Consider the following 23,956-nt stretch of genomic DNA (forward strand, 5'->3'; position numbering starts at 1 on the left):
CTTAATAATGAATATCATTATCCAGTAACCCGGCGATGATGTTCATGAAACCCGTCCTCCGCGAACTGCCCTACCTGGAAAACTGGCGCTGGCTCAGCCGACGCATCCGCTGTGCGCTCGAGCCCGACGAGCCGCGCCTTATCGAGCATTACCTGGCTGAAGGCCGTTACCTGGTGTGCTGCACCGAGACCTCGCCATGGACGGTGGCGCTGACCTCCTTCCGCCTGCTGCTGGATACCGCCTGCGACCGCATGCTGCCCTGGCATTGGCGCTGCCTGTGCCTGGACCAGGCCTGGCGCCCGCTGCTGGACCTGCGCAACCTCGACCGCGAGGCACAGAACCAGCGCTGGCAGCCCTACGCCCTGCAGTTGGCCAATTGCCGCCTGCTGCCGTCGATTTCTCCCGATGAACTGATGCAAGGATTTGATGATGAGTGATACCCGTATCGAGCGTGACAGCATGGGCGAACTGCAGGTGCCGGCCCAGGCCCTGTACGGTGCCCAGACCCAGCGCGCGGTCGACAACTTCCCGATCAGCGGCCAGCGCATGCCGGCCCAGTTCATTCGCGCGCTGCTGCTGGCCAAAGCTGCCGCGGCCAAGGCCAACGTCGAACTGGAACAGCTATCGACCGCGCAGGGCCAGGCCATCGTAACCGCAGTCGAGCAACTGCTGGCGAGTGAATTCATCCAGCATTTCCCGGTGGATGTGTTCCAGACCGGCTCCGGCACCAGCTCGAACATGAATGCCAACGAGGTGATCGCGACTCTGGCCAGCCGCGTGCTGGGTGAGGCCGTCAACGCCAACGACCACGTCAACTGCGGCCAGAGCAGCAACGACATCATCCCGACCACCATTCACGTCAGCGCCGCCCTGGCCCTGCACGAGCAACTGCTGCCAGCCCTGGCGCACCTGGTACAGGTGATCGAGGCCAAGTCGGCACAGGTGCATCAGTACGTGAAGACCGGCCGCACCCACCTGATGGACGCCATGCCAGTGCGCATGAGCCAGGTGCTGGATGGCTGGGCGGCGCAGATCAATGGCGCCAAGGCACACATCGAAGCGACCCTGCCGAGCCTGCAGGCGCTGGCCCAGGGTGGCACCGCCGTGGGCACCGGCATCAACGCTCACCCACAGTTCGCTGCCGGTTTCGCCCGCCAGCTCAGCGGCCTGACCCAGGTCGAGTTCACCCCCGGGCAGAACCTGTTCGCCCTGATCGGCTCGCAGGACACCGCCGTGGCCCTGTCCGGCCAGCTCAAGACTGCCGCCGTGGCGCTGATGAAGATCGCCAACGACCTGCGCTGGATGAACTCTGGCCCGCTGGCCGGGCTGGGCGAAATCGAGCTGCAAGGCCTGCAGCCGGGCTCTTCGATCATGCCGGGCAAGGTCAACCCGGTGATTCCGGAGGCCACCGCCATGGTCGCCGCCCAGGTGATCGGCAATGACGCCACCATCGCCATCGCCGGTCAGTCCGGCAACTTCGAACTGAACGTGATGCTGCCGGTGATCGCCCGCAACCTGCTGGAGAGCATCGAGCTGATGGCCAACGTCAGCCGCCTGCTGGCCGACAAGGCCATCGCCAGCTTCAAGGTCAACGAAAGCAAGCTCAAGGAAGCCCTGGCACGCAACCCGATTCTGGTCACGGCGCTGAACCCGATCATCGGCTACCTCAAGGCTGCCGAAATCGCCAAGACCGCCTACAAGCAGGGCCGTCCGATCATCGACGTGGCGCTGGAGCACACCGACCTGTCGCGTGACCAGCTGGAAGCGCTGCTGGACCCGGAGAAGCTCACCGCCGGTGGTATCTGACACTGAGTCACGGCCCAAGCGCCAGCGGTGGCCGCACTGGTCATCGCCCAACCCCTGCCTACGGAATTCACTGATATGCCCCATACCTTGCCTGCACTGCCTTACGCCTACGCTGCGCTGGAACCGCACATCGACGCGCAGACCATGGAAATCCACCACACCAAGCACCACCAGACCTACGTCAATGGCCTCAACGCCGCCATCGAAGGCACCGAGTGGGCTGAGTGGCCGGTGGAAAAACTGCTCGGCGCGGTCGGGCAACTGCCGGAAAATCTGCGTGGTGCGGTGACCAACCATGGCGGCGGGCACGCCAACCACAGCCTGTTCTGGACCGTGATGTCGCCGCAGGGCGGGGGAGAGCCGCAGGGCGCTCTGGCGCAGGCCATCGACGCCCAACTGGGCGGCTTCGATGCCTTCAAGGAGGCCTTCACCAAGGCTGCGCTGACCCGCTTCGGCAGTGGCTGGGCCTGGCTCAGCGTGACCCCGCAGAAAACCCTGGTAGTGGAAAGCAGCGGCAACCAGGACAGCCCACTGATGCACGGCAACACGCCAATCCTCGGCCTGGACGTGTGGGAGCATGCCTACTACCTGAAGTACCAGAATCGTCGTCCGGAATACATCGGTGCTTTCTACAACGTCATTGACTGGGCGGAAGTGGAGCGCCGCTACCTCGAAACCCTGAAGTGAGTCTCCCCGGTATGCGCTCCCAGATGATGTCTGTCAGCCGTGTGCGCCTGTTTCGCCTGTTTCGCCTGACGCTTGGGACTTTGCTGTTACTGGCAGGCACTGCATTGCTATTGGCGCGCGCCTTCGCCTGGTTGGACCTGGCCTGGCCAGCTTGGGGCTGTGCATCGGTTTGCGCCGGATGATGGGGTGTTCACCGGCTTCGCTGTGGGAGCGGCACATAACTCATTGAATTAGCGGGGACTCTGTGGGAGCGGCTTTAGCCGCGAACACCGGCGGAGCCGGTGCCATGCACCGCGTTGGATTCTTCGCGGCTAAAGCTCCACAGGGTACGCGTACCGCTTGCGAATGAGCCAGCGAAATTCATTCGCCTTCGTCGAAGAAGTTGTTGATCAGCTCGACCAGCGCATCCATGGCATCAACGTCCTGCTCGCCTTCGGTATGCAGGTGCACCTGGGTGCCTTTGCCGGCCGCCAGCATCATCACCGCCATGATGCTCTTGCCATCCACCAGCTTGTCCGGCGCACGGCCAACCCTGACCTGGCAGGGGAAGCGGCCGGCAACGCCGACGAACTTGGCTGCCGCCCGGGCATGCAGACCCAGCTTGTTGATGATGGTGATTTCACGGGCGGGCATCGTGGGGCGGATCCTTGGGCTAGAGGTCGCGGTGGCGGACCTGGACGTTTTTCAGGGATTGCTGCAGCAGCTGGCCAAGGCGTTCGGTGATGTACACCGAGCGGTGGTGACCGCCGGTGCAGCCAATGGCAATGGTGACGTAGGCACGGTTGCTGGCGGCGAAGCGGGGCAACCACTTGAGCAGGTAGCTGGAAATGTCGTTGAACATCTCTTCGACATCCGGCTGTGCGGCCAGGTAGTCGATTACCGGTTGGTCGAGGCCGGAGTGCTCACGCAGCTCAGGCTTCCAGTAGGGGTTGGGCAGGCAGCGCACATCGAACACCAGGTCGGCATCGACCGGCATTCCGCGCTTGAAACCGAACGACTCGACCAGAAACGCGGTGCCAGGCTCGGGCTGGTTGAGCAGGCGCAGCTTGATCGAATCACGCAACTGGTACAGGTTCAGGCTGGTGGTATCGATCTTCAGGTCGGCCAGGTCCGCAATCGGCCCCAGCAATTCGCTTTCCACCCGAATCGCTTCCGCGAGCGAGCGGTTGGCGTTGGTCAGCGGGTGGCGCCGGCGGGTTTCCGAGAAGCGCTTGAGCAGCATGTCTTCGTCGGCATCCAGGTACAGCACGTCGCACTGGATATGCCGGGCGCGGGCTTCTTCGAGCAACTCGGGGAAACGCGTCAGGTGGCTGGGCAGGTTGCGCGCGTCGATCGACACGGCGACCTTGGGTTGCAGCAACTCGGTATTGATCAGCGCATTTTCCGCCAGCTGTGGCAGCAGCCCGGCGGGCAGGTTGTCAATGCAGTAGAAACCGTTGTCTTCCAGGACATCGAGGGCGGTGCTCTTGCCGGAGCCGGACCGGCCGCTGACGATGATCAGGCGCATGTTCAGTGCTCGTTCTGTACGTCCAGGACAACCTGGAACAGGGCCTCGCTGCTGGTGGCCGCACGCAGGCGATCACGGACCTCCTTGCGATCGAGCATGCTGGCAATCTGGCGCAGCAGTTCCAGATGGGCATCGGTGGCGGCTTCTGGCACCAGCAGGACGAACAGCAGGTCCACCGGCGCACCATCGATGGCGTCGTAGTCGATAGGGGCTTCCAGGTGCAGCAGGGCGCTGACCGGAGCGGAACATCCTTCAAGCCGGCAGTGCGGGATGGCGATGCCGTTGCCGAAACCGGTCGAACCGAGTTTTTCCCGGGCGACCAGTTTTTCGAAGACGTCTTGCATCTCCAGTTCGGGCACTTGTTCGGCGATGACGGTGGCGACCTTTTCCAGGGCGCGCTTCTTACTGCCGCCCGGCACGTTCACGAGGGAACGGCCGGGGGTCAGGATGGTTTCAAGTCGGATCATGGATGAGGGGGATCAGCGGGCAGCTGCACCTTGCAGCAGGCTTTGCTGTTTTTCCTTGTGTTTTTTCAGTTGGCGGTCGAGCTTGTCGGCCAAGGCGTCGATCGCTGCATACATGTCTTCGTGTTCGGCGTTGGCAACCACTTCGCCGCCGGGAATCTGCAAGGTCGCCTCGACCTTCTGCTGCAGCTTCTCGACTTTCATGATGACCTGCACGTTGGTGATCTTGTCGAAGTGACTTTCCACGCGAGCGAGCTTTTCAAGCACATAATCGCGCAGTGGCTGGGTGACTTCTACATGCTGTCCACTGATATTGACTTGCATACAGCTTCTCCTTTGTTGCCCGTGCATAAAGAGGCAGGTCTTGCACCTGCCCCACAAACGCTGTGGCACATCTCAGGGGCTACATCAGTCGCTTGCGCTCGCTCGACGGTGCGATGCCGAGGGACTCGCGGTACTTGGCGACGGTGCGACGGGCTACCTGGATGCCTTGTGCCTCCAGTAAACCAGCGATCTTGCTGTCACTCAATGGCTTTTTCTGATTTTCCGCCGCAACCAGTTTCTTGATGATCGCGCGGATCGCCGTAGACGAGCATTCTCCGCCTTCGGAGGTGCTGACGTGGCTGGAGAAAAAGTATTTCAGTTCGTAGATGCCACGCGGGGTGTGCATGTATTTCTGCGTGGTTACCCGCGAAATGGTCGACTCGTGCATGCCCACCGCTTCGGCGATGTCATGCAGTACCAACGGCTTCATCGCTTCGTCGCCGTGGTCGAGGAAGCCGCGCTGGTGCTCGACGATCTGCGTGGCCACCTTCATCAGGGTTTCGTTGCGGCTTTGCAGGCTCTTGATGAACCAGCGCGCTTCCTGCAGCTGGTTGCGCATGAAGGTGTTGTCGGCGCTGGTGTCGGCCCGGCGCACAAAACCGGCGTACTGCGGGTTGACGCGCAGGCGCGGAATGGCCTCCTGGTTCAGCTCCACCAGCCAGCGGTCGCTGTCCTTGCGCACGATGACGTCGGGCACCACGTACTCGGGCTCGCTGGACTCGATCTGCGAGCCGGGGCGCGGGTTGAGGCTTTGTACCAGTTCGATGACCTGGCGCAGCTCGTCTTCCTTGATTTTCATGCGACGCATCAGCTGGCTGTAATCACGGCTGCCGAGCAGGTCGATGAAGTCGGTGACCAGGCGCTTGGCTTCGGCCATCCACGGGGTGCTGGCAGGCAGCTGGCGCAGTTGCAGCAACAGGCATTCGCCCAGGGTGCGGGCGGCAACGCCGGCTGGCTCGAACTGCTGGATGCGGTGCAGCACCGCTTCGACCTCGTCCAGCTCGATATCCAGCTCCGGGTCGAAACCGGCGCAGATTTCCTCGAGGGTATCTTCCAGGTAGCCCTGGCCGTTGATGCTGTCGATCAGGGTGACGGCGATCAGGCGGTCGGTGTCGGACATCGGAGCCAGGTTCAGCTGCCACAGCAGGTGGCTTTGCAGGCTTTCGCCGGCCGATGTGCGGGTGGTGAAGTCCCACTCGTCGTCGTCGTTGCTCGGCAGGCTGCTGGCACTGGTCTGGTAGATGTCTTCCCAGGCGGTGTCGACCGGCAGTTCATTGGGGATGCGCTCGCTCCACTCACCGTCTTCCAGGGTGTCGGCACTGGTAGTGCTTTCCTGGAAGCTGTTGTCCTGGACTTCGGCGGCCGGCTTGTTCTCGGCGTTGTCCGCCATCGGGTCGCTGTTGTCGAAGTCGTCGCCGTCTTCCTGACGTTCGAGCATCGGGTTCGACTCCAGCGCTTCCTGGATTTCCTGTTGGAGGTCCAGGGTAGAGAGCTGGAGCAGGCGGATGGCCTGTTGCAACTGCGGTGTCATCGTCAGTTGCTGGCCCATTTTTAGGACGAGCGATGGTTTCATGGCTGGGGCTTAATACCTTGTTCGCCGGCGCGCATGCGCCATCCACTACACGAGGGCGCCGGGGCGCCAGATCAAGCAAGTTTTATGCCTTAAATTGTAGCGTTTGCCTAGAGCACCGTTACACTTTACCCCGGGTTTCAGGGCGATTTGCCAGTACTCCAGGCGCGTGCCGGGCTCAGAGCCGGAACTCGTGGCCCAGGTAAACCTCTTTGACCAGGTCGTTGGCCAGGATGGTTTCGGCGTCGCCTTCGGCGATCAGCCGGCCATCGTTGACGATATAGGCGGTTTCGCAGATATCCAGGGTCTCACGCACGTTGTGGTCGGTGATCAGTACACCGATACCCTTGGCCTTGAGGTGATGGATGATCTGCTTGATGTCGCCGACCGAAATCGGGTCGACACCGGCAAACGGTTCGTCCAGCAGGATGAACTTGGGTGCGGTCGCCAGCGCGCGGGCAATTTCCACGCGGCGGCGCTCACCACCGGACAGGCTCATGCCGAGGTTGTCGCGAATGTGGCTGATGTGGAACTCCTGCAGCAGGCTTTCCAGCTCTTTGCGCCGGCCGTCGCGGTCGAGCTCCTTGCGGGTCTCGAGGATGGCCATGATGTTGTCGGCCACCGACAGCTTGCGGAAGATCGAGGCTTCCTGCGGCAGGTAGCCGATGCCGGCGCGGGCGCGACCGTGCATGGGCTGGTGGCTGACATCGAGGTTGTCGATCAGCACGCGCCCCTGATCGGCCTGAACCAGGCCGACGATCATGTAGAAGCAGGTGGTCTTGCCGGCGCCGTTGGGGCCGAGCAGGCCGACGATCTGGCCGCTGTCGATCGACAGGCTGACGTCACGTACGACCTGCCGCCCCTTGTAGCTCTTGGCCAGGTGCTGGGCTTTGAGGGTTGCCATTTACTCGGCCTTCTTCTTGGGCTGGATCACCATGTCGATACGCTGACGCGGCGAGGTCACGTTGCCACCGCGACCGGCGGTTGCCACCTGGGTCTGGGTGTTGTAGACGATCTTCTCGCCTTCGGTGGTGTTGCCCTCGTTCTCGACCTTGGCGCGGTCGGTGAGGATCACCATGTCCTTCTGCGACTGGTACTGGATGGTCACCGCCCAGCCTTTCATCTTGTCTGGCTTGGCTGCGCTCTGCTGCTGCTCGAAGTAGGCCAGGTTGCCCACCGAGGTCACCACGTCAATGTCGCCGGAGGCGGAGCGGGTGATGGTCACGGTGTTGCCTTTGATCATCATCGAACCCTGGGTGATGATCACGTCGCCGGTGTAGGTGGCCACGCCCTGCTTGTCGTCCAGGTGGGCGTTGTCGGCCTGGATGCGGATAGGCTGGTCACGGTCGTTCGGCAGGGCGAGGGCGCTCGCGCTTCCCAGTGCTGCGCTCAGGCTGAGCAAAAGGGGGAGGGTTTTAACGAGCCTCATACTGTCCTCTTACGTTAGAGAGCAAGTCCATCTTGCCTTCTTTCAAATACGCTTTCATTCCTTTGCCCGTAGTTGTGCCACCGGCGCCGTCGATTCTAACGGCTTGCTCGGTCTGCGCATATTGCTTCTGCGGGAACACGGTCATGCGTGAGCTGGTAATGATCATTTCGCGCTGCTTTTCGTCGGTGCGGGCGACCCGTACGTTGTCGATCAGTTCGACTTCGCTGCCGTCCGGGTTGACTTCGGCGCGGGTGCTCTGCACATGCCACGGGTATTCGGTACCGCGGTACAGGTGCAGGTCCGGCGTGGTCAGCAGGGTGATTTCGCTGGCCTTGAGGTGTTCGACCTTGTCGGCGGTCATTTCGTACTGCAGCTTGCCGTCGGGCAGGAACTGCACGCTGTGGGCGTTGACCGCGTAGTAGTCGATGGCGCTTTCGTCGACCTGGGTCACCGGCTTGTCGAGGAAGCTTTCCGGGCTGACATTCCAGTAGCCGATCGCCACCAGCAGGGCGGCGATCACCGCGAGCAGCGCAATGTTGCGGGCTTTCTTGCTGAACATGGGCAGCCTTACAGGTAGTTGGCGTTGGCAGCGTCCAGGGTGCCCTGGGCCTGCATGATCAGTTCGCAGAATTCACGGGCCGCGCCTTCGCCGCCACGTGCCTGGGTCACGCCATGGGCGTGCTGGCGAACGAACGGCGCGGCGTTGGCCACTGCCATGCCCAGGGCGACCCGGCGGATTACCGGCAGGTCGGGCAGGTCGTCGCCCAGGTAGGCCACTTGAGCATAGCTCAGGCCCAGTTCGGCGAGCAGGCCGTCCAGCACCACCAGTTTGTCCTCGCGGCCCTGGTACAGGTGCGGGATGCCGAGGTTCTTCGCCCGGCGCTCGACCACCGGGGTCTTGCGCCCGCTGATGATCGCGGTGGTCACGCCCGAGGCCATGAGCATCTTGATGCCCTGGCCGTCGAGGGTGTTGAAGGTCTTGAACTCGCTGCCGTCCTCGAGGAAGTACAGGCGCCCGTCGGTGAGCACGCCGTCCACGTCGAACACTGCCAGCTTGATGTTCTTGCCGCGTTGCATGAGGTCCTGGTTCATTCCATCGCTCCTTTACATCACGCCGGCGCGCAGCAGGTCGTGCATGTTCAGGGCGCCGGTGGGGCGGTCCTCGCGGTCCACCACCACCAGGGCGCCGATCTTGTGGTCTTCCATGATCTTCAGGGCCTCGGCCGCGAGCATTTCGGCGCGGGCCGTCTTGCCGTGCACGGTCATTACCTGGTCGATCAGGGTGGTGTGGACGTCGATGTTGCGGTCCAGGCTGCGGCGCAGGTCGCCGTCGGTGAAGATCCCTGCCAGCTTGCCATCGGCTTCGACGATCACGGTCATGCCCAAGCCTTTGCGGGACATTTCAAGGAGTGCGTCCTTGAGCAGGGTGCCGCGGGGCACCTGGGGCAGTTCGTCGCCGGCGTGCATCACGTTCTCCACCTTGAGCAGCAGGCGGCGGCCCAGTGCACCACCCGGGTGCGAGAAGGCAAAGTCCTCGGCGGTGAAGCCGCGGGCTTCGAGCAGGGCAATGGCCAGCGCGTCGCCCAGCACCAGCGATGCGGTGGTGGAGGAGGTGGGGGCCAGGTTCAGCGGGCAGGCCTCTTGCTCGACGCGGGCGTCGAGGTTGACCTCGGCAGCCTGGGCCAGGGGCGAGTCCGGGTTGCCGGTCAGGCTGATCAGCTTGATGCCCAGGCGCTTGATCAGCGGCAGCAGGGTGACGATTTCGGCGGTGCTGCCGGAATTCGACAGGGCAAGGATGACATCATCGCGGGTGATCATGCCCATGTCGCCATGGCTGGCTTCGGCCGGGTGCACGAAAAACGCCGGTGTGCCGGTGCTGGCCAGGGTGGCGGCGATCTTGTTGCCGATGTGCCCGGACTTGCCCATGCCGACCACGACGACCCGGCCCTTGCTGGCCAGGATCAGTTCGCAGGCCTTGACGAAATTGTCGTCGATGCGCGCCAGCAGGGCCTCTACGGCCTCGAGTTCCAGGCGCAGGGTGCGTTGGGCGGATTGGATCAGCTCGCTGGATTGGCTCATGTCGAAAAAGCAATGCCTGATGAAAAGGCGGCGATTATAGCTGCAATGAAAGAAACCCTCACGCTTTCGATTGCCGCGGTGAATGTCTCGCCAGCCTGTCGCAGGGCTGAACGACTCGTTAGCCGACCTTGGGGCGGCGCTGTCAGCGGTGCTATAGTTCGCCGCTATTCGGCCTGCCAGGGGCGCTTGTGCCTTCCAGATGGAGGCCGACGTCCATTAGGACGAGGCTGCACTAGCAAGGAGTCTAGATGAGTGTGGATAGCGCCTACGCGGTCGAGTTGAAGGGGGTTACCTTCAAACGCGGTTCGCGCAGCATTTTCAGCAACGTCGACATTCGCATCCCGCGCGGCAAGGTCACCGGTATCATGGGGCCATCGGGTTGCGGCAAGACCACGTTGCTCCGCCTGATGGGCGCGCAGTTGCGCCCCTCCAGCGGTGAGGTCTGGGTTGCCGGGCAAAACCTGCCGACGCTGTCGCGCAGCGACCTGTTCGACGCCCGCAAGCAAATGGGGGTGCTGTTCCAGAGCGGCGCGCTGTTCACCGATCTCGATGTGTTCGAGAACGTCGCGTTCCCGCTGCGCGTGCACACCCAGCTGTCGGACGAGATGATCCGCGATATCGTGCTGATGAAGCTGCAGGCCGTGGGGCTGCGCGGAGCCATCGACCTGATGCCCGACGAGCTGTCCGGTGGCATGAAACGCCGAGTGGCGTTGGCCCGGGCGATTGCCCTGGACCCGCAGATCCTCATGTACGACGAACCGTTCGTCGGCCAGGACCCGATCGCCATGGGTGTATTGGTGCGTCTGATCCGCCTGCTCAACGACGCCCTGGGTATCACCAGCATCGTCGTTTCCCACGACCTGGCGGAAACCGCCAGCATCGCCGACTACATCTATGTGGTAGGTGATGGCCAGGTGCTGGGCCAGGGTACGCCTGACGAGCTGATGGGCTCGGACAACCCGCGCATTCGCCAGTTCATGAAGGGCGACCCGGACGGCCCGGTGCCTTTCCATTTCCCTGCGCCTGACTACCGCGCCGACCTGCTGGGAGCGCGTTGATGCGCAGAAAATCCTTACTCGAACGTGTCCGCCTGCTGGGGCGCTCGGCCATCGACGTGCTGGCGGTGCTGGGGCGCTCCTGTCTGTTCCTGTTCCATGCGCTGATCGGCCGTGGCGGCATCGGTGGCGGCTTCCAGCTGCTGGTCAAGCAGCTGTATTCGGTGGGCGTGCTGTCGCTGGCGATCATCGTCGTGTCCGGCGTGTTCATCGGCATGGTGCTGGCGCTGCAGGGCTTCAGCATCCTGACCAAGTACGGCTCGGAGCAGGCGGTTGGGCAGATGGTCGCCCTGACCCTGCTGCGTGAGCTCGGCCCGGTGGTGACGGCATTGCTGTTCGCCGGTCGTGCCGGTTCGGCGCTGACCGCAGAAATCGGCAACATGAAGTCCACCGAGCAGTTGTCGAGCCTTGAAATGATCGGCGTCGACCCGCTCAAGTACATCGTCGCGCCGCGCCTGTGGGCCGGTTTCATCTCGCTGCCGTTGCTGGCGCTGATCTTCAGCGTGGTCGGCATCTGGGGTGGCTCGTGGGTGGCGGTGGACTGGCTGGGCGTCTACGAGGGCTCGTTCTGGGCCAACATGCAGAACAGTGTTTCGTTCACCGACGACGTGCTCAACGGGCTGATCAAGAGCCTGGTATTTGCCTTCGTCACGACCTGGATCGCCGTATTCCAGGGGTACGACTGTGAGCCCACCTCAGAAGGGATCAGCCGTGCCACCACCAAGACCGTGGTCTATGCCTCGTTGGCAGTGCTGGGTCTGGACTTTATTCTGACCGCCTTGATGTTTGGAGATTTCTGATGCAAAACCGCACCCTGGAAATCGGTGTCGGCCTGTTCCTCCTGGCCGGGATCCTGGCGCTGCTGCTGCTCGCCCTGCGTGTCAGCGGGCTGTCGGCCAGCCCGAGCAGCGATACCTATAAAGTTTATGCCTACTTCGACAATATCGCCGGTTTGACGGTCAGAGCTAAAGTGACCATGGCCGGTGTGACCATCGGCAAGGTTACCGCCATCGATCTGGACCGTGATTCCTACACCGGTCGGGTGACGCTGCAGCTGGACAAGTCGGTGGACAACCTGCCGACCGACTCCACTGCTTCGATCCTGACCGCCGGGTTGCTTGGCGAGAAGTACATCGGCATCAGCGTGGGCGGTGAGGACCAGGTGCTCAAGGACGGCGGGACCATCCACGACACCCAGTCGGCGCTGGTGCTGGAAGATCTGATTGGCAAGTTCCTGCTCAACTCCGTTGGCAAGGAACCGAAAGAAGCGCAACCGGCTAATTAAGGAGTTTCCATGATTTCCATCCTGCGACGTGGCCTGCTGGTCCTGCTGGCGGCCTTCCCCCTGCTGACCATGGCTGCGCAGACGCCTCACGATGTGGTTCAGGGCACCACCACTGAACTGCTGGGCGACCTCAAGGCCAACAAGGAACAGTACAAGTCCAACCCCAACGCCTTCTACGATGCGCTGAACCGCATCCTCGGCCCGGTGGTGGACGCTGACGGTATTTCCAGAAGCATCATGACCGTCAAGTACTCGCGCAAGGCTACCCCCGAGCAGATGCAGCGCTTCCAGGAAAACTTCAAGCGCAGCCTGATGCAGTTCTATGGCAATGCCCTGCTCGAGTACAACAACCAGGGCATCACCGTCGACCCGGCCAAGGCTGATGACGGCAAGCGCGCCAGCGTTGGCATGAAGGTCACCGGCAACAACGGTGCCGTGTATCCGGTGCAGTACACCCTGGAAAACATCGGCGGCGAGTGGAAGGTGCGTAACGTGATCGTCAACGGCATCAACATCGGCAAGCTGTTCCGCGACCAGTTCGCCGACGCCATGCAGCGCAATGGCAACGACCTGGACAAGACCATCGACGGCTGGGCCGGCGAAGTGGCCAAGGCCAAGCAGGCCGCCGACAACTCGCCAGAGAAGACCGTCAAATGAGTGAGGCCGGTGTAAGCATGGCCGAGCCGGGCGTGCTGCGCCTGGCCGGCGTGCTGGACTACCGCAGCGGGCCGGCCCTGCGCAAGCAGGGCAAGGCGCTGATCGCGGCCTGCCGCGAGGCGCAGCTGGTGCTCGATTGCTCGGCAGTGCAGCGCTCCACCAGTGTCGGCCTGTCGTTGCTGCTGGCATTCATGCGTGATGCCCAGGCCGCCGGCAAGGGTTGCCAGGTGCGCAGCATGCCCGACGATATGCGGGAAATTGCCGAGGTCTATGACCTCGATGAGGTGCTGGCAACCTGATGGCCTGGCACGGATGATGGCCCCTCGGTCAGCGAAGCCCTCGTTGGGCTTCGCAGGCGAGGGGCTTTTTTGTATGATGGCCGACCCGTGCGCATCGGGCGCCGATTGAGGTTGAGCATGCAGGCCGTAGAAGTTAAAAGCTTCCTTGAAGAGAAATTGCCGGGTTCCCGGGTCGAAGTTGAAGGCGAAGGCTGCAACTTCCAGTTGAACGTGATCAGCGACGAGTTGGCTGGCCTGAGCCCGGTCAAACGCCAGCAGGCGATCTATGCTCACCTGAATCCGTGGATCGCCAATGGCAGCATCCATGCGGTAACCATGAAATTTTTCAGCAGCGCAGCCTGGGCTGAGCGCACCTGAGCCAACGTGGCGGCGAGATTCCAATGGACAAACTGATTATTACTGGCGGCGCTTGCCTTGACGGCGAGATCCGCATTTCGGGCGCGAAGAACGCAGCCCTGCCGATTCTGGCGGCGACCCTGCTGGCCGACGGCCCGGTCACCGTGGGCAACCTGCCGCACCTGCACGACATCACCACCATGATCGAGCTGTTCGGCCGCATGGGCATCGAGCCGGTGATCGACGAAAAGCTGGCGGTCGAGATCGACCCTCGCACCATCAAGACCCTGGTTGCACCTTACGAGCTGGTCAAGACCATGCGCGCCTCGATCCTGGTGCTGGGCCCGATGGTCGCCCGTTTCGGCGAGGCCGAAGTGGCCCTGCCTGGCGGTTGCGCCATTGGCTCGCGCCCGGTCGACCTGCACATCCGTGGCCTCGAGGCCATGGGCGCGAAGATCGAAGTCGAAGCCGGCTACATCAAGGCCAAGGCGCCTGAGGGTGGCCTGCGCGGTGCGCACTTCTTCTTCGACACCGTGAGCGTGACCGGTACCGAGAACATCATGATGGCCGCTGCCCTGGCCAAGGGCCGCAGCGTGCTGCAGAACGCCGCGCGCGAGCCGGAAGTGGTCGACCTGGCCAACTTCATCAACGCCATGGGCGGCAAGGTCCAGGGCGCTGGTACCGACACCATCGTCATCGATGGCGTTGAGCGCCTGCACTCGGCCAACTACCGCGTGATGCCGGACCGTATCGAGACCGGTACCTACCTGGTTGCCGCTGCCGTGACTGGCGGCCGCGTCAAGGTCAAGGACACCGATCCGACCATCCTTGAAGCCGTACTGGAAAAACTCAAGGAAGCCGGCGCCGACATCAACACTGGCGAAGACTGGATCGAGCTGGACATGCACGGCAAACGGCCGAAAGCCGTCAACCTGCGTACCGCCCCGTATCCGGCGTTCCCGACCGACATGCAGGCGCAGTTCATCTCGCTCAACGCCATTGCCGAAGGCACCGGTGCAGTGATCGAGACGATCTTCGAAAACCGCTTCATGCACGTCTACGAAATGCACCGCATGGGCGCGCAGATCCAGGTCGAGGGCAACACTGCCATCGTCACTGGCGTCAAGGCGCTGAAGGGTGCCCCGGTAATGGCCACCGACCTGCGTGCTTCCGCCAGCCTGGTGCTGTCGGCGCTGGTAGCCGAAGGCGATACCCTGATCGATCGCATCTACCACATCGACCGTGGTTACGAGTGCATCGAAGAAAAACTGCAGATGCTGGGCGCGAAGATCCGTCGCGTACCGGGCTAGTAGCCCTTCGGCATACCGTGTGGGAGCGGGCTTGCCCGCGAATACCGGCAGAGCCGGTGCCATGCACCGCGGTGGTTGCTTTGCGGGCAAGCCCGCTCCCACAATGAATCAAATGCGGTCGGGCTCGACGCCCGGCCGGCAGTAGCCGCTTAAGGACCGACGTTCCAATGTTGACCATCGCGCTTTCCAAAGGCCGTATTCTCGACGATACCCTGCCATTGCTGGCCGAGGCCGGTATCGTGCCGACCGAGAACCCGGACAAGAGCCGCAAACTGATCATCCCCACCACGCAGGACGATGTGCGCCTGCTGATCGTGCGTGCCACCGACGTGCCGACCTATGTCGAGCATGGTGCCGCCGACCTGGGTGTGGCCGGCAAGGATGTGCTGATGGAGTACGGCGGCCAGGGCCTTTACGAGCCCCTGGACCTGCAGATTGCCCGTTGCAAGCTGATGACCGCTGGTGTGGTCGGCGCACCCGAGCCCAAGGGCCGTCTGCGCGTGGCTACCAAGTTCGTCAACGTAGCCAAGCGCTACTACGCCGAACAGGGCCGCCAGGTCGACATCATCAAGCTGTACGGCTCGATGGAGCTGGCACCGCTGATCAACCTCGCCGACAAGATCATCGACGTGGTCGACACCGGCAACACCCTGCGTGCCAACGGCCTGGAGCCCCAGGAACTGATCGCCACGATCAGCTCGCGCCTGGTGGTCAACAAGGCCTCCATGAAAATGCAGCACGCCCGTATCCAGAGCCTGATCGACACGCTGCGCGGAGCGGTCGAATCGCGACACCGCGGCTGACTCTCTACCGACTGCGCGCGGCCTTCGCTGCCGCGCCCGTCTATCCGCGTCATAGCCATTTTTCTCGGGTGCCCGCGCGGATGGACTGGTAGCCTAGGGCGCCTGAGCATTCGCCAATAATCGAGGCCCTCGCCATGACCGTGTCCACTGCAATTGCCCGTCTCAACGCTGCTGATCCGGATTTCGCCCGACATCTGGATCATCTGCTGAGCTGGGAAAGTGTGTCCGATGACGCGGTCAACCAGCGCGTGCTCGACATCATCAAGGCCGTGCGCGAGCGTGGCGATGCGGCATTGGTGGAATTCACCCAGCGTTTCGATGGTGTCGATGCCAAGTCCATCGATGACCTGATCCTCGGTCGCGAGCGCCTGGAACTGGCCCTGACCCGCATTACCCCGGTCCAGCGCGAAGCCCTGGAAAAGGCTGCCAACCGTGTGCGCATGTACCACGAGCGGCAGAAGCAGGATTCCTGGCAGTACACCGAGGCCGACGGTACCGTGCTTGGCCAGAAGGTCACCCCGCTGGACCGCGCCGGCCTGTATGTGCCGGGTGGCAAGGCGTCGTACCCGTCGTCGGTGCTGATGAACGCCATCCCGGCCAAGGTCGCCGGTGTGGCCGAAGTGGTGATGGTGGTGCCGACCCCGCGTGGCGAGGTCAACGAGCTGGTGCTGGCGGCTGCCTGCATCGCCGGTGTCGACCGTGTGTTCACCGTCGGTGGCGCGCAGGCTGTTGCCGCGCTGGCCTACGGTACCGAAAGCGTGCCGCAGGTGGACAAGATCGTCGGCCCGGGCAACATCTACGTTGCCACCGCCAAGCGCCATGTGTTTGGCCAGGTGGGTATCGACATGATCGCCGGCCCGTCGGAAATCCTCGTGGTGTGCGACGGCCAGACCGACCCGGACTGGATCGCCATGGACCTGTTCTCCCAGGCCGAGCACGACGAAGATGCCCAGGCCATCCTGGTCAGCCCGGACGCCGCCTTCCTCGACCGCGTTGCCGCCAGCATCGACAAGCTGCTGCCGACCATGGAACGTGCCGAGATCATCGAGAAGTCGATCAATGGCCGTGGTGCGCTGATCCAGGTGCGTGACATGCAGCAGGCCATGGAAGTGGCCAACCGCATCGCACCCGAGCACCTGGAACTGTCGGTGGCCGACCCGCAGGCCTGGCTGCCGCACATCCGCCACGCTGGCGCGATCTTCATGGGTCGTCACACCAGCGAAGCGCTGGGCGACTACTGCGCAGGGCCCAACCACGTGCTGCCGACTTCCGGCACCGCGCGTTTCTCGTCGCCGCTGGGGGTGTATGACTTCCAGAAGCGCTCGTCGATCATTTTCTGCTCCGAGCAGGGCGCGTCCGAGCTGGGCCACACCGCCTCGGTCCTGGCCCGTGGCGAGTCGCTGACCGCCCACGCCCGCAGCGCTGAATACCGCATCCTGACCCAAGAGAAGGGGAACTGAGCATGAGTCGATTCTGGAGCCCCTTCGTCAAGGACCTGGTGCCTTACGTGCCGGGCGAGCAGCCCAAGCTGGCCCGCCTGGTCAAGCTGAACACCAACGAAAACCCCTACGGCCCGTCGCCCAAGGCGCTGGAGGCCATGCGCGGCGAGCTGAACGACAACCTGCGCCTGTACCCGGACCCGAACGGTGACCGGCTGAAGCAGGCGGTGGCCGAGTACTACGGCGTGACGCCGGCACAAGTGTTCGTCGGCAACGGCTCGGACGAGGTGCTGGCGCACATCTTCCACGGCCTGTTCCAGCACGACGCACCGCTGCTGTTCCCTGACATCAGCTACAGCTTCTACCCGGTCTACTGCGGCCTGTACGGTATCGCCTTCGAGCAGGTGGCGCTGGACGAGCAGTTCCAGATCCGCATCGAGGACTACAACAAGCCCAATGCCGGCATCATCTTCCCCAACCCCAACGCGCCGACCGGTTGCCTGATGCCGCTGCAGGCGGTGGAGCAGTTGCTGCAGGCCAACCGTGATTCGGTGGTGGTGGTCGATGAAGCCTACATCGACTTCGGTGGCGAAACGGCGATCAGCCTGGTGGACCGCTACGACAACCTGCTGGTCACCCAGACCCTGTCGAAGTCGCGCTCGCTGGCCGGGCTGCGGGTTGGCCTGGCGGTGGGGCACCCGGACCTGATCGAGGCGCTGGAGCGGATCAAGAACAGCTTCAACTCCTACCCGCTGGACCGAGCCGCGATCGTCGGCGCGGCGGTGGCGTTCGAGGACCGCGAGTACTTCGAGGAAACCTGCCGCAAGGTGATCGACAGCCGAGAGGTGTTGGTCGGGCAGCTGCAGGCCAAGGGCTTCGAAGTGCTGCCGTCGGCGGCCAACTTCATCTTCGCCCGCCATCCGCAACAAGATGCCGGTGAGCTGGCTGCACGCCTGCGCGAGCAGGGCGTGATCGTGCGCCACTTCAAGCAGCCGCGCATTGCCCAGTTCCTGCGCATCACCATCGGTACGCCAGAGATGAACCAGGCGCTGCTCGATGCGTTGACCTGACGTCATCCACTGCCCTGCGCGGTCCTTGTAGGAGCGGCCTTGTGTCGCGATAGGGCCGCAAAGCGGCCCCAGCAGTTTTTGCATCTGCGCTGAAATCCAGCGGCCGCTTTGCGGCCCTTTCGCGACACAAGGCCGCTCCCACAAAAAATCGCGCCAGGTTTCTAATCGCAGCTCTCTTCAATGACAAACACTTTGCCCACCGGTATGCTGCGCCAATTCATCGGATGATTGGTTGAGTAGCATGAGTACCGAATTGACCAAGCGGTCCCTGGTCGAACTGGCCGTCGAGCGCATGCGCGAACGCATCGTGCTGGGCGACTGGCAGGTTGGCCAGCGTTTGCCGACCGAGCCGGAACTGGCCCTGCAGTTGGGCATAAGCCGCAACACCGTACGCGAGGCCATGCGCGTGCTGGCGTTCAGTGGTCTGGTGGAGATCCGCCAGGGCGACGGCAGCTATCTGCGCACGGCCCAGGACCCGCTGCAGGCGGTGCAGGCGATGTCACGCTGCACGCCCGAGCAGGCCCGTGAAACCCGACATATCCTCGAAGCCGAGGCCATCGGCCTGGCCGCGCTGCGCCGAACCGACGCCGACCTGCAGGCGCTGCGTGATGCCCTGGCCAACAGTGCCGGGCATTTTCACGGTGATATCGATGCTTATGTGGCCTGCGACCTGGTGTTTCACCAGCGGCTGGTCGATGCCGCCCACAACCCGGCCTTGAGTGAGCTGTACCGGTACTTTTCCGGGGTGGTGGCTGCCGCGCTGCAGCACAACATGGCGACCGTGCCGCGCTGCCAGTCCACGTTCGACCTGCATGGGCAGATCCTTGCCGCCATCGAGCAACGCGATGCGGAGCAGGCCAAGCGCCTGAGCCGTACCCTTATCGAATCCTGACTCCGAGAAGGCCATGGCTGATTCCATCACCCGTAACACCCCACCGAGCGAGCGGGACCTAGACGAGTTGCTGATCGACGCCGAGGCTGACGACGAACAGGTCCAACAGCAGCCGGTACAGGTACAGCGGCCTTGGCTGTTGTTGCTCGGCCTGGTGTTGGTGGCTTTGAACCTGCGCCCGGCATTGTCGAGCATGGCGCCGGTGCTGGGCCAGGTGTCCGAAGGCTTGGGGCTGAATGCCTCGCAGGCCGGTTTGCTGACCACCTTGCCAGTGCTGTGCCTGGGCCTGTTCGCCCCCTTGGCGCCGATGCTGGCGCGTCGCTTTGGTAGCGAGCGGGTGATCCTCGGCATCCTCGCCACCCTGGCGCTCGGCATTGTCGTGCGCAGTAGCCTGGGGGCCACCGGGGTGTTCCTCGGCAGCCTCATGGCGGGGGCCAGCATCGGCATCATTGGCGTGCTGCTGCCGGGCATCGTCAAGCGCGATTTCCCGCAGCACGCTGGCACGCTGACCGGCGTGTACACCATGGCGTTGTGCCTGGGCGCCGCCATGGCGGCTGGCGCCACGGTGCCCCTGGCCCAGCATTTCGACGGCAGCTGGGCGCTGGGGCTTGGCTTCTGGATGTTGCCGGCCCTGCTAGCCATGCTGGTATGGCTGCCGCAGGCCCGCCAAGGTCATGGCCTGCACAAGGTGGCCTATCGCGTGCGTGGGCTGTGGCGTGATCCGCTGGCCTGGCAGGTGACCCTGTACATGGGCCTGCAGTCGTCACTGGCCTACATCGTCTTTGGCTGGTTGCCATCGATCCTGATCGGTCGCGGCCTGAGCCCGACCGAGGCGGGGCTGGTGCTGTCGGGGTCGGTGATCGTGCAGCTGGTCAGTTCGCTCAGTGCGCCCTGGCTGGCCACTCGGGGCAAGGACCAGCGCCTGGCGATCGTGCTGGTCATGCTGATTACCCTGGCCGGCCTGTTCGGTTGCCTGTATGCGCCGCTTTCCGGGCTGTGGGGCTGGGCGGTTGTGCTGGGCCTGGGGCAGGGCGGTACCTTTGCCCTGGCGCTGACCTTGATCGTGCTGCGCTCGAAGGATGCCCATGTGGCGGCGAACCTGTCGAGCATGGCGCAGGGGGTGGGTTATACCCTGGCGTCGATGGGGCCGTTTGCGGTGGGGCTGGTGCATGACCTGACCGGGGGCTGGGCGGCAGTGGGGTGGATCTTTGCCGTGCTGGGGGTGGGGGCCATCGTGTTCGGCCTGGGCGCCGGGCGGGCTTTGCATGTGCAGGTGAGCAGCGAGAAAGTCTGAAGCTGATATTGGCAGTGCTGGCCTCTTCGCGGGCACGCCCGCTCCCACAGGAGAGCCACAGGATCAAAGCATGCATGGATCTTGTGGGAGCGGGCGCGCCCGCGAAGAGGCCGGTACTGGCATAAGCAACCAGGGCAGATTATCGTGCTGCTTTCGACCCCAGGACGGACCAGCCCCATGAGCGACGCCAACCGCGACCTGATCACCCGCTTCTACCAGGCCTTCCAGCGCCTGGATGCCGAGGCCATGGTCGCCTGCTACAGCGACGATATCGTCTTCAGCGACCCGGTCTTCGGCACCTTGCGTGGCAAGGATGCAGGCGACATGTGGCGAATGCTCACCAGCCGTGCCAAGGACTTCACCCTGACCTTCGACAACGTCCGCGCCGATGAACGCACGGGCGCCGCACATTGGGTGGCCACCTACCTGTTCAGCCAGACCGGCCGCATCGTGGTCAACGATATCCAGGCGCGTTTCGTGATTCGTGACGGGCTGATCTGCCAGCACGATGACCAATTCGACTTGTGGAGTTGGTCGCGGCAGGCGCTGGGTGTGCCTGGCATGCTGCTGGGCTGGTCGCCGCTGGTGCAGAACAAGGTACGCCAGCAGGCGTTCACAGGATTGCGAGCATTCCAGCAGGCCCAGGGTGAGTGAGCCCGTCGAAATTGCCGCGAGCAAACCCTGGTATGTCTACTTGGTAAGGGCTGCCAATGGATCGCTGTATTGCGGTATCAGCGATGACCCGCAGCGGCGCTTTCTGGCGCACCAGAAAGGGCAGGGCGCGCGCTACTTCAAGACCAGCCCGGCCCAGGCGCTGGTGTATGTGGAGCAATGGCCGGACAAGGGCGAGGCGTTACGCCAGGAGCGGCTGGTGAAGCGGCTGCGCAAGTCGGCGAAGGAGGCTTTGGTGGCCTCCTATGGCGCAGTAGTGGCTGTTAGTTAGGGCCGCTTCAACTGATCCACCAAGGTGGTCGGAAGGCCCTTGATGATCAAGGTCCCTGCCTCCTCGTCATACTCGACCTTGTCCCCCAGCAGGTGCGCTTCGAAGCTGATCGACAACCCCTCGGCACGCCCGGTGAAACGGCGGAACTGGTTGAGGGTGCGCTTGTCTGCGGGGATTTCCGGCGACAGGCCGTAGTCCTTGTTGCGGATGTGGTCGTAGAACGCCTTGGGCCGGTCCTCGTCGATCAGGCTGGACAGCTCTTCCAGCGTGACCGGCTCACCCAGCTTGGTCTGGGTAGTGGCGTACTCGACCAGGGTCTGGGTTTTTTCGCGGGCAGACTCTTCCGGCAGGTCTTCGCTCTCGACGAAGTCACTGAAGGCCTTGAGCAGGGTGCGGGTTTCGCCCGGGCCGTCCACGCCTTCCTGGCAGCCGATGAAATCGCGGAAGTAGTCCGAGACCTTCTTGCCGTTCTTGCCCTTGATGAACGAAATGTACTGTTTGGAGTTCTGGTTGTTCTTCCACTCCGACAGGTTGATGCGCGCCGCCAGGTGCAGCTGGCCAAGGTCGAGGTGGCGCGAAGGCATCACGTCGAGCTCGGCGTTCACCGCCACGCCTTCGCTGTGGTGCAGCAGGGCGATCGCCAGGTATTCGGTCATGCCTTGCTGGTAATGGGCAAACAGGATGTGGCCGCCGGTGGACAGGTTGGACTCTTCCATCAGCTTCTGCAGGTGCTCCACGGCCACGCGGCTGAAGGCGGTAAAGTCCTTTTCTTCGTCCAGGTACTGCTTCAGCCAGCCGCTCAGCGGGTAGGCGCCGGACTCACCGTGGAAAAAGCCCCAGGCCTTGCCTTGCTTGGCGTTGTAGCTGTCATTGAGGTCGGCCAGCAGGTTTTCGATGGCGTCGGAGGCAGCCAGTTCGCAATCGCGGGCATGCAGCACGGCGGGGCTGCCATCGGGCTTTTTGTCGATCAGGTGAACGATGCAATGACGGATTGGCATGGAATTCTCGGCGAGCTGCAAAAGTCGTCCAGTTTACCCTAGACACAAGGTGGTGCAGTGGCCGGATGTTGGCAGAAATGCCGGTTGTTCGTTTTTTGTTCAAATTTGTGCGTTTTAGGCTAAAACCCCCGAAAAACCTGCATTAAATCGAAGCGCGCAGCGGATATTTATCCGTTCCTGTGGTAGCTTTGCGCGGTCTTGCGCCCCTTGTGTGGCGCATTGCTGGCAGCGTGCTGTCGTCGTGTCGAACCAAACGTCGATTTGCGTATCTACATACGCGATTGGCGCGGCCCTCCACTTTCAGGGGCTGGCCCGATAACGTCGTAGTCCGCTGCATAACCATCGAATTTGATAGGGAAGGAACACCACCATGGCATTGACCAAAGACCAACTGATTGCCGACATCGCCGAATCGATCGCCGCGCCAAAAGCCACCGCCAAGAACGCTCTGGAGCAACTGGGCCAGATCGTTGCCGACCAGCTGGAAAACGGCGCTGAAATCACTCTGCCAGGCATCGGCAAGCTGAAAGTCGCTGAGCGTCCTGCCCGTACCGGCCGCAACCCTTCGACTGGCGCTGCCATCGAAATCGCTGCCAAGAAAGTCGTCAAGTTCGTTCCAGCCAAAGTGCTGACCGACGCCATCAACAAGTAATTGTTGAAGCTTTGACGAAACCGCGCCCGGCTTGCCCGGGCGCGGTTTTTTCATGCCTGGGTTTTACGCCCGGCGTGCCAGGCCTGGCGCGCGGCGTCGTCGTGGAAGCTCCAGGCGACCATGCGGCTCTGCTTCTGCCCTTGGCCCATTTCACTGATGCGCACGGCCTTGGCGCCCGCTTTCCTGAGCGCAGCCTCGATCCCCGGCAGGTTGCTGGCCTTGGACACCAGGCTGGTGAACCACAGTACCCGCTCGGCGTACTGCACGCTTTCGCTGACCAGTTGGCTGACAAAGCGGATCTCGCCGCCTTCGCACCACAGTTCGTTGTTCTGGCCGCCGAAGTTGAGCACCGGCAGCTTGCGCTTGGGGTCCTGCTTGCCGAGGTTCTTCCACTTGCGCTGGCTGCCGCGGGTGGCTTCGTCGCGTGAGGAATGGAAGGGCGGGTTGCACAGGGTGAGGTCGAAGCGTTCGCCCTCCTGCAGCAGGCCGCTGAGGATGTGTGCACGGTTGGCCTGCTGGCGCAGGGTGATGGCCTTGCCCAGGCCGTTGGCCTGGACGATGGCCTTGGCCGAAGCCAGGGCCACGGGGTCGATGTCCGAGCCGAGGAAGCGCCAGCGGTAGTCGCTGTGGCCCAGCAGTGGGTAGATGCAGTTGGCCCCCACGCCGATGTCCAGCGCACGCACCTGGGCGCCCTTGGGGATCTCGCCGGCATTGTCGTCGGCCAGCAGGTCGGCGGCCACGTGGATGTAGTCGGCGCGGCCGGGAATCGGCGGGCACAGGTAGTCGGCGGGGATATCCCAGTGCTGGATGCCGTACTGGGCCTTCAGCAGGGCACGGTTGAACACCCGCACGGCCTCGGGGTTGGCGAAGTCGATGCTGGGTTTGCCGTGGGGGTTGGTGATGGTGAAGCGCGCCAGGTCAGGGTGGGCCTTGATCAGGCTGGGGAAGTCGTAGCGGCCCTGGTGGCGGTTGCGCGGGTGCAGGGTGGGTTTGTCGGTCATGATGGGGTCCTGAAAAGCATCGCCGGCAAGCCAGCTCCCACAGGTACAGCGCTTTC

Annotated in this window: 30 protein-coding genes; 18 read left to right on the forward strand and 12 right to left on the reverse strand. The window is 63.2% G+C overall.

Going from position 1 to position 23,956, the window contains the following annotated elements; all coding sequences use genetic code 11:
* Positions 1-35: 35 nt before the first annotated feature.
* From CAG34_RS00890 to CAG34_RS00900, 3 genes are all read left to right on the forward strand, one after another.
* Entirely contained in the window at positions 36-437 is a 402-nt protein-coding gene (locus tag CAG34_RS00890; protein ID WP_025337819.1) for a hypothetical protein, read from the forward strand.
* Entirely contained in the window at positions 430-1,806 is a 1,377-nt protein-coding gene (locus tag CAG34_RS00895) for a lyase family protein (RefSeq protein WP_085587486.1), read from the forward strand. The genes CAG34_RS00890 and CAG34_RS00895 overlap by 8 nt, the downstream gene beginning before the upstream one ends.
* A gap of 75 nt (positions 1,807-1,881) precedes the next feature.
* Entirely contained in the window at positions 1,882-2,493 is a 612-nt protein-coding gene (locus CAG34_RS00900; RefSeq protein ID WP_084785049.1) for a superoxide dismutase, read from the forward strand.
* 360 nt (positions 2,494-2,853) lie between these two features.
* Here CAG34_RS00900 and CAG34_RS00905 read toward each other — a convergent pair whose 3' ends face one another.
* The 10 genes from CAG34_RS00905 to CAG34_RS00950 form a co-directional block, all read right to left on the reverse strand.
* Complete coding sequence (locus CAG34_RS00905; RefSeq protein WP_023660775.1) at positions 2,854-3,126, reverse strand: HPr family phosphocarrier protein; 273 nt, start codon at positions 3,124-3,126, stop codon at positions 2,854-2,856.
* Positions 3,127-3,145: 19 nt separating this feature from the next.
* Entirely contained in the window at positions 3,146-4,000 is an 855-nt protein-coding gene (gene rapZ, locus CAG34_RS00910) for an RNase adapter RapZ (protein WP_085587488.1), read from the reverse strand.
* A 2-nt stretch (positions 4,001-4,002) separates the two neighbouring features.
* The gene (gene ptsN / locus CAG34_RS00915) at positions 4,003-4,467 is read right to left on the reverse strand and encodes a PTS IIA-like nitrogen regulatory protein PtsN (protein WP_015269060.1); all 465 of its coding nucleotides are present in this window, start codon (positions 4,465-4,467) and stop codon (positions 4,003-4,005) included.
* Between the two features lie 12 nt (positions 4,468-4,479).
* A complete protein-coding gene (gene hpf, locus CAG34_RS00920) occupies positions 4,480-4,788 on the reverse strand; it encodes a ribosome hibernation-promoting factor, HPF/YfiA family (protein ID WP_003255135.1) in 309 nt (102 codons plus the stop codon).
* 79 nt (positions 4,789-4,867) lie between these two features.
* Positions 4,868-6,361 carry an RNA polymerase factor sigma-54 gene (locus CAG34_RS00925; RefSeq protein WP_015269061.1) on the reverse strand — a complete coding sequence of 498 codons (1,494 nt, stop codon included), beginning with the start codon at positions 6,359-6,361 and terminating at the stop codon, positions 4,868-4,870.
* A gap of 175 nt (positions 6,362-6,536) precedes the next feature.
* Positions 6,537-7,262 carry an LPS export ABC transporter ATP-binding protein gene (gene lptB / locus CAG34_RS00930; protein ID WP_015269062.1) on the reverse strand — a complete coding sequence of 242 codons (726 nt, stop codon included), beginning with the start codon at positions 7,260-7,262 and terminating at the stop codon, positions 6,537-6,539.
* Entirely contained in the window at positions 7,263-7,787 is a 525-nt protein-coding gene (gene lptA, locus CAG34_RS00935) for a lipopolysaccharide transport periplasmic protein LptA (RefSeq protein ID WP_015269063.1), read from the reverse strand.
* Positions 7,774-8,346 carry an LPS export ABC transporter periplasmic protein LptC gene (gene lptC, locus CAG34_RS00940; RefSeq protein ID WP_025337824.1) on the reverse strand — a complete coding sequence of 191 codons (573 nt, stop codon included), beginning with the start codon at positions 8,344-8,346 and terminating at the stop codon, positions 7,774-7,776. The genes lptA and lptC overlap by 14 nt, the downstream gene beginning before the upstream one ends.
* 8 nt (positions 8,347-8,354) lie before the next feature.
* Complete coding sequence (locus CAG34_RS00945; RefSeq protein WP_024086339.1) at positions 8,355-8,879, reverse strand: HAD family hydrolase; 525 nt, start codon at positions 8,877-8,879, stop codon at positions 8,355-8,357.
* Positions 8,880-8,891: 12 nt separating this feature from the next.
* A complete protein-coding gene (locus tag CAG34_RS00950) occupies positions 8,892-9,866 on the reverse strand; it encodes an SIS domain-containing protein (protein WP_003257920.1) in 975 nt (324 codons plus the stop codon).
* A 248-nt stretch (positions 9,867-10,114) separates the two neighbouring features.
* On the opposite strand from CAG34_RS00950, the gene CAG34_RS00955 reads away from it, so the two are divergent.
* The 14 genes from CAG34_RS00955 (at position 10,115) to CAG34_RS01020 (ending at position 21,249) form a co-directional block, all read left to right on the forward strand.
* Positions 10,115-10,924: an ATP-binding cassette domain-containing protein gene (locus CAG34_RS00955; protein ID WP_012270662.1), complete on the forward strand. Its 810-nt coding sequence runs from the start codon at positions 10,115-10,117 to the stop codon at positions 10,922-10,924.
* On the forward strand, positions 10,924-11,721 hold the full coding sequence (mlaE, locus tag CAG34_RS00960) for a lipid asymmetry maintenance ABC transporter permease subunit MlaE (protein ID WP_025337825.1): 798 nt from the start codon (positions 10,924-10,926) through the stop codon (positions 11,719-11,721). Before CAG34_RS00955 ends, mlaE begins: the two co-directional genes overlap by 1 nt.
* Positions 11,721-12,206, forward strand: coding sequence for an outer membrane lipid asymmetry maintenance protein MlaD (gene mlaD, locus CAG34_RS00965; RefSeq protein WP_003257921.1), 486 nt, complete (start codon positions 11,721-11,723; stop codon positions 12,204-12,206). Before mlaE ends, mlaD begins: the two co-directional genes overlap by 1 nt.
* A 9-nt stretch (positions 12,207-12,215) precedes the next feature.
* Complete coding sequence (locus CAG34_RS00970) at positions 12,216-12,863, forward strand: phospholipid-binding protein MlaC (protein ID WP_025337826.1); 648 nt, start codon at positions 12,216-12,218, stop codon at positions 12,861-12,863.
* On the forward strand, positions 12,860-13,162 hold the full coding sequence (locus CAG34_RS00975) for a lipid asymmetry maintenance protein MlaB (protein ID WP_025337827.1): 303 nt from the start codon (positions 12,860-12,862) through the stop codon (positions 13,160-13,162). Before CAG34_RS00970 ends, CAG34_RS00975 begins: the two co-directional genes overlap by 4 nt.
* A gap of 117 nt (positions 13,163-13,279) precedes the next feature.
* Positions 13,280-13,519: a BolA family protein gene (locus CAG34_RS00980; protein ID WP_003255121.1), complete on the forward strand. Its 240-nt coding sequence runs from the start codon at positions 13,280-13,282 to the stop codon at positions 13,517-13,519.
* Between the two features lie 23 nt (positions 13,520-13,542).
* Positions 13,543-14,808, forward strand: coding sequence for a UDP-N-acetylglucosamine 1-carboxyvinyltransferase (gene murA, locus CAG34_RS00985; protein WP_085587490.1), 1,266 nt, complete (start codon positions 13,543-13,545; stop codon positions 14,806-14,808).
* 167 nt (positions 14,809-14,975) lie between these two features.
* Positions 14,976-15,611, forward strand: coding sequence for an ATP phosphoribosyltransferase (gene hisG / locus CAG34_RS00990; RefSeq protein WP_003257924.1), 636 nt, complete (start codon positions 14,976-14,978; stop codon positions 15,609-15,611).
* A gap of 134 nt (positions 15,612-15,745) precedes the next feature.
* Positions 15,746-17,071 (forward strand): histidinol dehydrogenase, encoded by a 1,326-nt coding sequence (gene hisD / locus CAG34_RS00995; protein WP_025337829.1) that lies wholly within the window; start codon positions 15,746-15,748, stop codon positions 17,069-17,071.
* A 2-nt stretch (positions 17,072-17,073) separates the two neighbouring features.
* Complete coding sequence (gene hisC / locus CAG34_RS01000) at positions 17,074-18,120, forward strand: histidinol-phosphate transaminase (RefSeq protein WP_075043871.1); 1,047 nt, start codon at positions 17,074-17,076, stop codon at positions 18,118-18,120.
* A 241-nt stretch (positions 18,121-18,361) separates the two neighbouring features.
* Entirely contained in the window at positions 18,362-19,012 is a 651-nt protein-coding gene (locus CAG34_RS01005) for a FadR/GntR family transcriptional regulator (RefSeq protein WP_085587493.1), read from the forward strand.
* A gap of 13 nt (positions 19,013-19,025) precedes the next feature.
* Positions 19,026-20,306 (forward strand): MFS transporter, encoded by a 1,281-nt coding sequence (locus CAG34_RS01010; RefSeq protein ID WP_085587495.1) that lies wholly within the window; start codon positions 19,026-19,028, stop codon positions 20,304-20,306.
* 177 nt (positions 20,307-20,483) lie between these two features.
* Positions 20,484-20,960: a nuclear transport factor 2 family protein gene (locus CAG34_RS01015; protein ID WP_085587497.1), complete on the forward strand. Its 477-nt coding sequence runs from the start codon at positions 20,484-20,486 to the stop codon at positions 20,958-20,960.
* On the forward strand, positions 20,953-21,249 hold the full coding sequence (locus CAG34_RS01020; protein ID WP_085587499.1) for a GIY-YIG nuclease family protein: 297 nt from the start codon (positions 20,953-20,955) through the stop codon (positions 21,247-21,249). Before CAG34_RS01015 ends, CAG34_RS01020 begins: the two co-directional genes overlap by 8 nt.
* On the opposite strand, the gene yejK is transcribed toward CAG34_RS01020, so the two are convergent.
* On the reverse strand, positions 21,246-22,247 hold the full coding sequence (gene yejK, locus CAG34_RS01025; RefSeq protein ID WP_085587686.1) for a nucleoid-associated protein YejK: 1,002 nt from the start codon (positions 22,245-22,247) through the stop codon (positions 21,246-21,248). The two genes, CAG34_RS01020 and yejK, sit on opposite strands and share 4 nt — an antisense overlap.
* Positions 22,248-22,617: 370 nt before the next feature.
* Between yejK and CAG34_RS01030 the strand changes: the two genes are divergently transcribed.
* Positions 22,618-22,899, forward strand: coding sequence for an HU family DNA-binding protein (locus CAG34_RS01030; RefSeq protein WP_003257928.1), 282 nt, complete (start codon positions 22,618-22,620; stop codon positions 22,897-22,899).
* A gap of 50 nt (positions 22,900-22,949) precedes the next feature.
* Here the strand turns inward: CAG34_RS01030 and rlmF are convergent, their stop codons facing one another.
* Entirely contained in the window at positions 22,950-23,900 is a 951-nt protein-coding gene (rlmF, locus tag CAG34_RS01035) for a 23S rRNA (adenine(1618)-N(6))-methyltransferase RlmF (RefSeq protein ID WP_085587501.1), read from the reverse strand.
* Between the last annotated feature and the right edge of the window lie 56 nt (positions 23,901-23,956).

Origin of the sequence: Pseudomonas sp. B14(2017) (assembly GCF_002113255.1) — a bacterium.
Taxonomy (GTDB): Bacteria; Pseudomonadota; Gammaproteobacteria; order Pseudomonadales; family Pseudomonadaceae; genus Aquipseudomonas; species Aquipseudomonas putida_Z.

Coding starts and splice junctions, on each gene's coding strand:
- hpf (WP_003255135.1), bottom strand. CDS start 4,788: ATGCAAGTCAATATCAGTGGACAGCATGTAGAAGTCACCCAGCCACTG.
- mlaD (WP_003257921.1), top strand. CDS start 11,721: ATGCAAAACCGCACCCTGGAAATCGGTGTCGGCCTGTTCCTCCTGGCC.
- CAG34_RS00970 (WP_025337826.1), top strand. CDS start 12,216: ATGATTTCCATCCTGCGACGTGGCCTGCTGGTCCTGCTGGCGGCCTTC.
- CAG34_RS01005 (WP_085587493.1), top strand. CDS start 18,362: ATGAGTACCGAATTGACCAAGCGGTCCCTGGTCGAACTGGCCGTCGAG.
- murA (WP_085587490.1), top strand. CDS start 13,543: ATGGACAAACTGATTATTACTGGCGGCGCTTGCCTTGACGGCGAGATC.
- CAG34_RS01010 (WP_085587495.1), top strand. CDS start 19,026: ATGGCTGATTCCATCACCCGTAACACCCCACCGAGCGAGCGGGACCTA.
- yejK (WP_085587686.1), bottom strand. CDS start 22,247: ATGCCAATCCGTCATTGCATCGTTCACCTGATCGACAAAAAGCCCGAT.
- CAG34_RS01015 (WP_085587497.1), top strand. CDS start 20,484: ATGAGCGACGCCAACCGCGACCTGATCACCCGCTTCTACCAGGCCTTC.
- hisG (WP_003257924.1), top strand. CDS start 14,976: ATGTTGACCATCGCGCTTTCCAAAGGCCGTATTCTCGACGATACCCTG.
- CAG34_RS01030 (WP_003257928.1), top strand. CDS start 22,618: ATGGCATTGACCAAAGACCAACTGATTGCCGACATCGCCGAATCGATC.
- CAG34_RS00980 (WP_003255121.1), top strand. CDS start 13,280: ATGCAGGCCGTAGAAGTTAAAAGCTTCCTTGAAGAGAAATTGCCGGGT.
- CAG34_RS00975 (WP_025337827.1), top strand. CDS start 12,860: ATGAGTGAGGCCGGTGTAAGCATGGCCGAGCCGGGCGTGCTGCGCCTG.
- CAG34_RS00895 (WP_085587486.1), top strand. CDS start 430: ATGAGTGATACCCGTATCGAGCGTGACAGCATGGGCGAACTGCAGGTG.
- lptC (WP_025337824.1), bottom strand. CDS start 8,346: ATGTTCAGCAAGAAAGCCCGCAACATTGCGCTGCTCGCGGTGATCGCC.
- mlaE (WP_025337825.1), top strand. CDS start 10,924: ATGCGCAGAAAATCCTTACTCGAACGTGTCCGCCTGCTGGGGCGCTCG.
- ptsN (WP_015269060.1), bottom strand. CDS start 4,467: ATGATCCGACTTGAAACCATCCTGACCCCCGGCCGTTCCCTCGTGAAC.
- CAG34_RS00925 (WP_015269061.1), bottom strand. CDS start 6,361: ATGAAACCATCGCTCGTCCTAAAAATGGGCCAGCAACTGACGATGACA.
- lptA (WP_015269063.1), bottom strand. CDS start 7,787: ATGAGGCTCGTTAAAACCCTCCCCCTTTTGCTCAGCCTGAGCGCAGCA.
- CAG34_RS00900 (WP_084785049.1), top strand. CDS start 1,882: ATGCCCCATACCTTGCCTGCACTGCCTTACGCCTACGCTGCGCTGGAA.
- hisD (WP_025337829.1), top strand. CDS start 15,746: ATGACCGTGTCCACTGCAATTGCCCGTCTCAACGCTGCTGATCCGGAT.
- CAG34_RS00945 (WP_024086339.1), bottom strand. CDS start 8,879: ATGAACCAGGACCTCATGCAACGCGGCAAGAACATCAAGCTGGCAGTG.
- CAG34_RS00905 (WP_023660775.1), bottom strand. CDS start 3,126: ATGCCCGCCCGTGAAATCACCATCATCAACAAGCTGGGTCTGCATGCC.
- CAG34_RS00950 (WP_003257920.1), bottom strand. CDS start 9,866: ATGAGCCAATCCAGCGAGCTGATCCAATCCGCCCAACGCACCCTGCGC.
- hisC (WP_075043871.1), top strand. CDS start 17,074: ATGAGTCGATTCTGGAGCCCCTTCGTCAAGGACCTGGTGCCTTACGTG.
- lptB (WP_015269062.1), bottom strand. CDS start 7,262: ATGGCAACCCTCAAAGCCCAGCACCTGGCCAAGAGCTACAAGGGGCGG.
- CAG34_RS00890 (WP_025337819.1), top strand. CDS start 36: ATGATGTTCATGAAACCCGTCCTCCGCGAACTGCCCTACCTGGAAAAC.
- rlmF (WP_085587501.1), bottom strand. CDS start 23,900: ATGACCGACAAACCCACCCTGCACCCGCGCAACCGCCACCAGGGCCGC.
- CAG34_RS00955 (WP_012270662.1), top strand. CDS start 10,115: ATGAGTGTGGATAGCGCCTACGCGGTCGAGTTGAAGGGGGTTACCTTC.
- rapZ (WP_085587488.1), bottom strand. CDS start 4,000: ATGCGCCTGATCATCGTCAGCGGCCGGTCCGGCTCCGGCAAGAGCACC.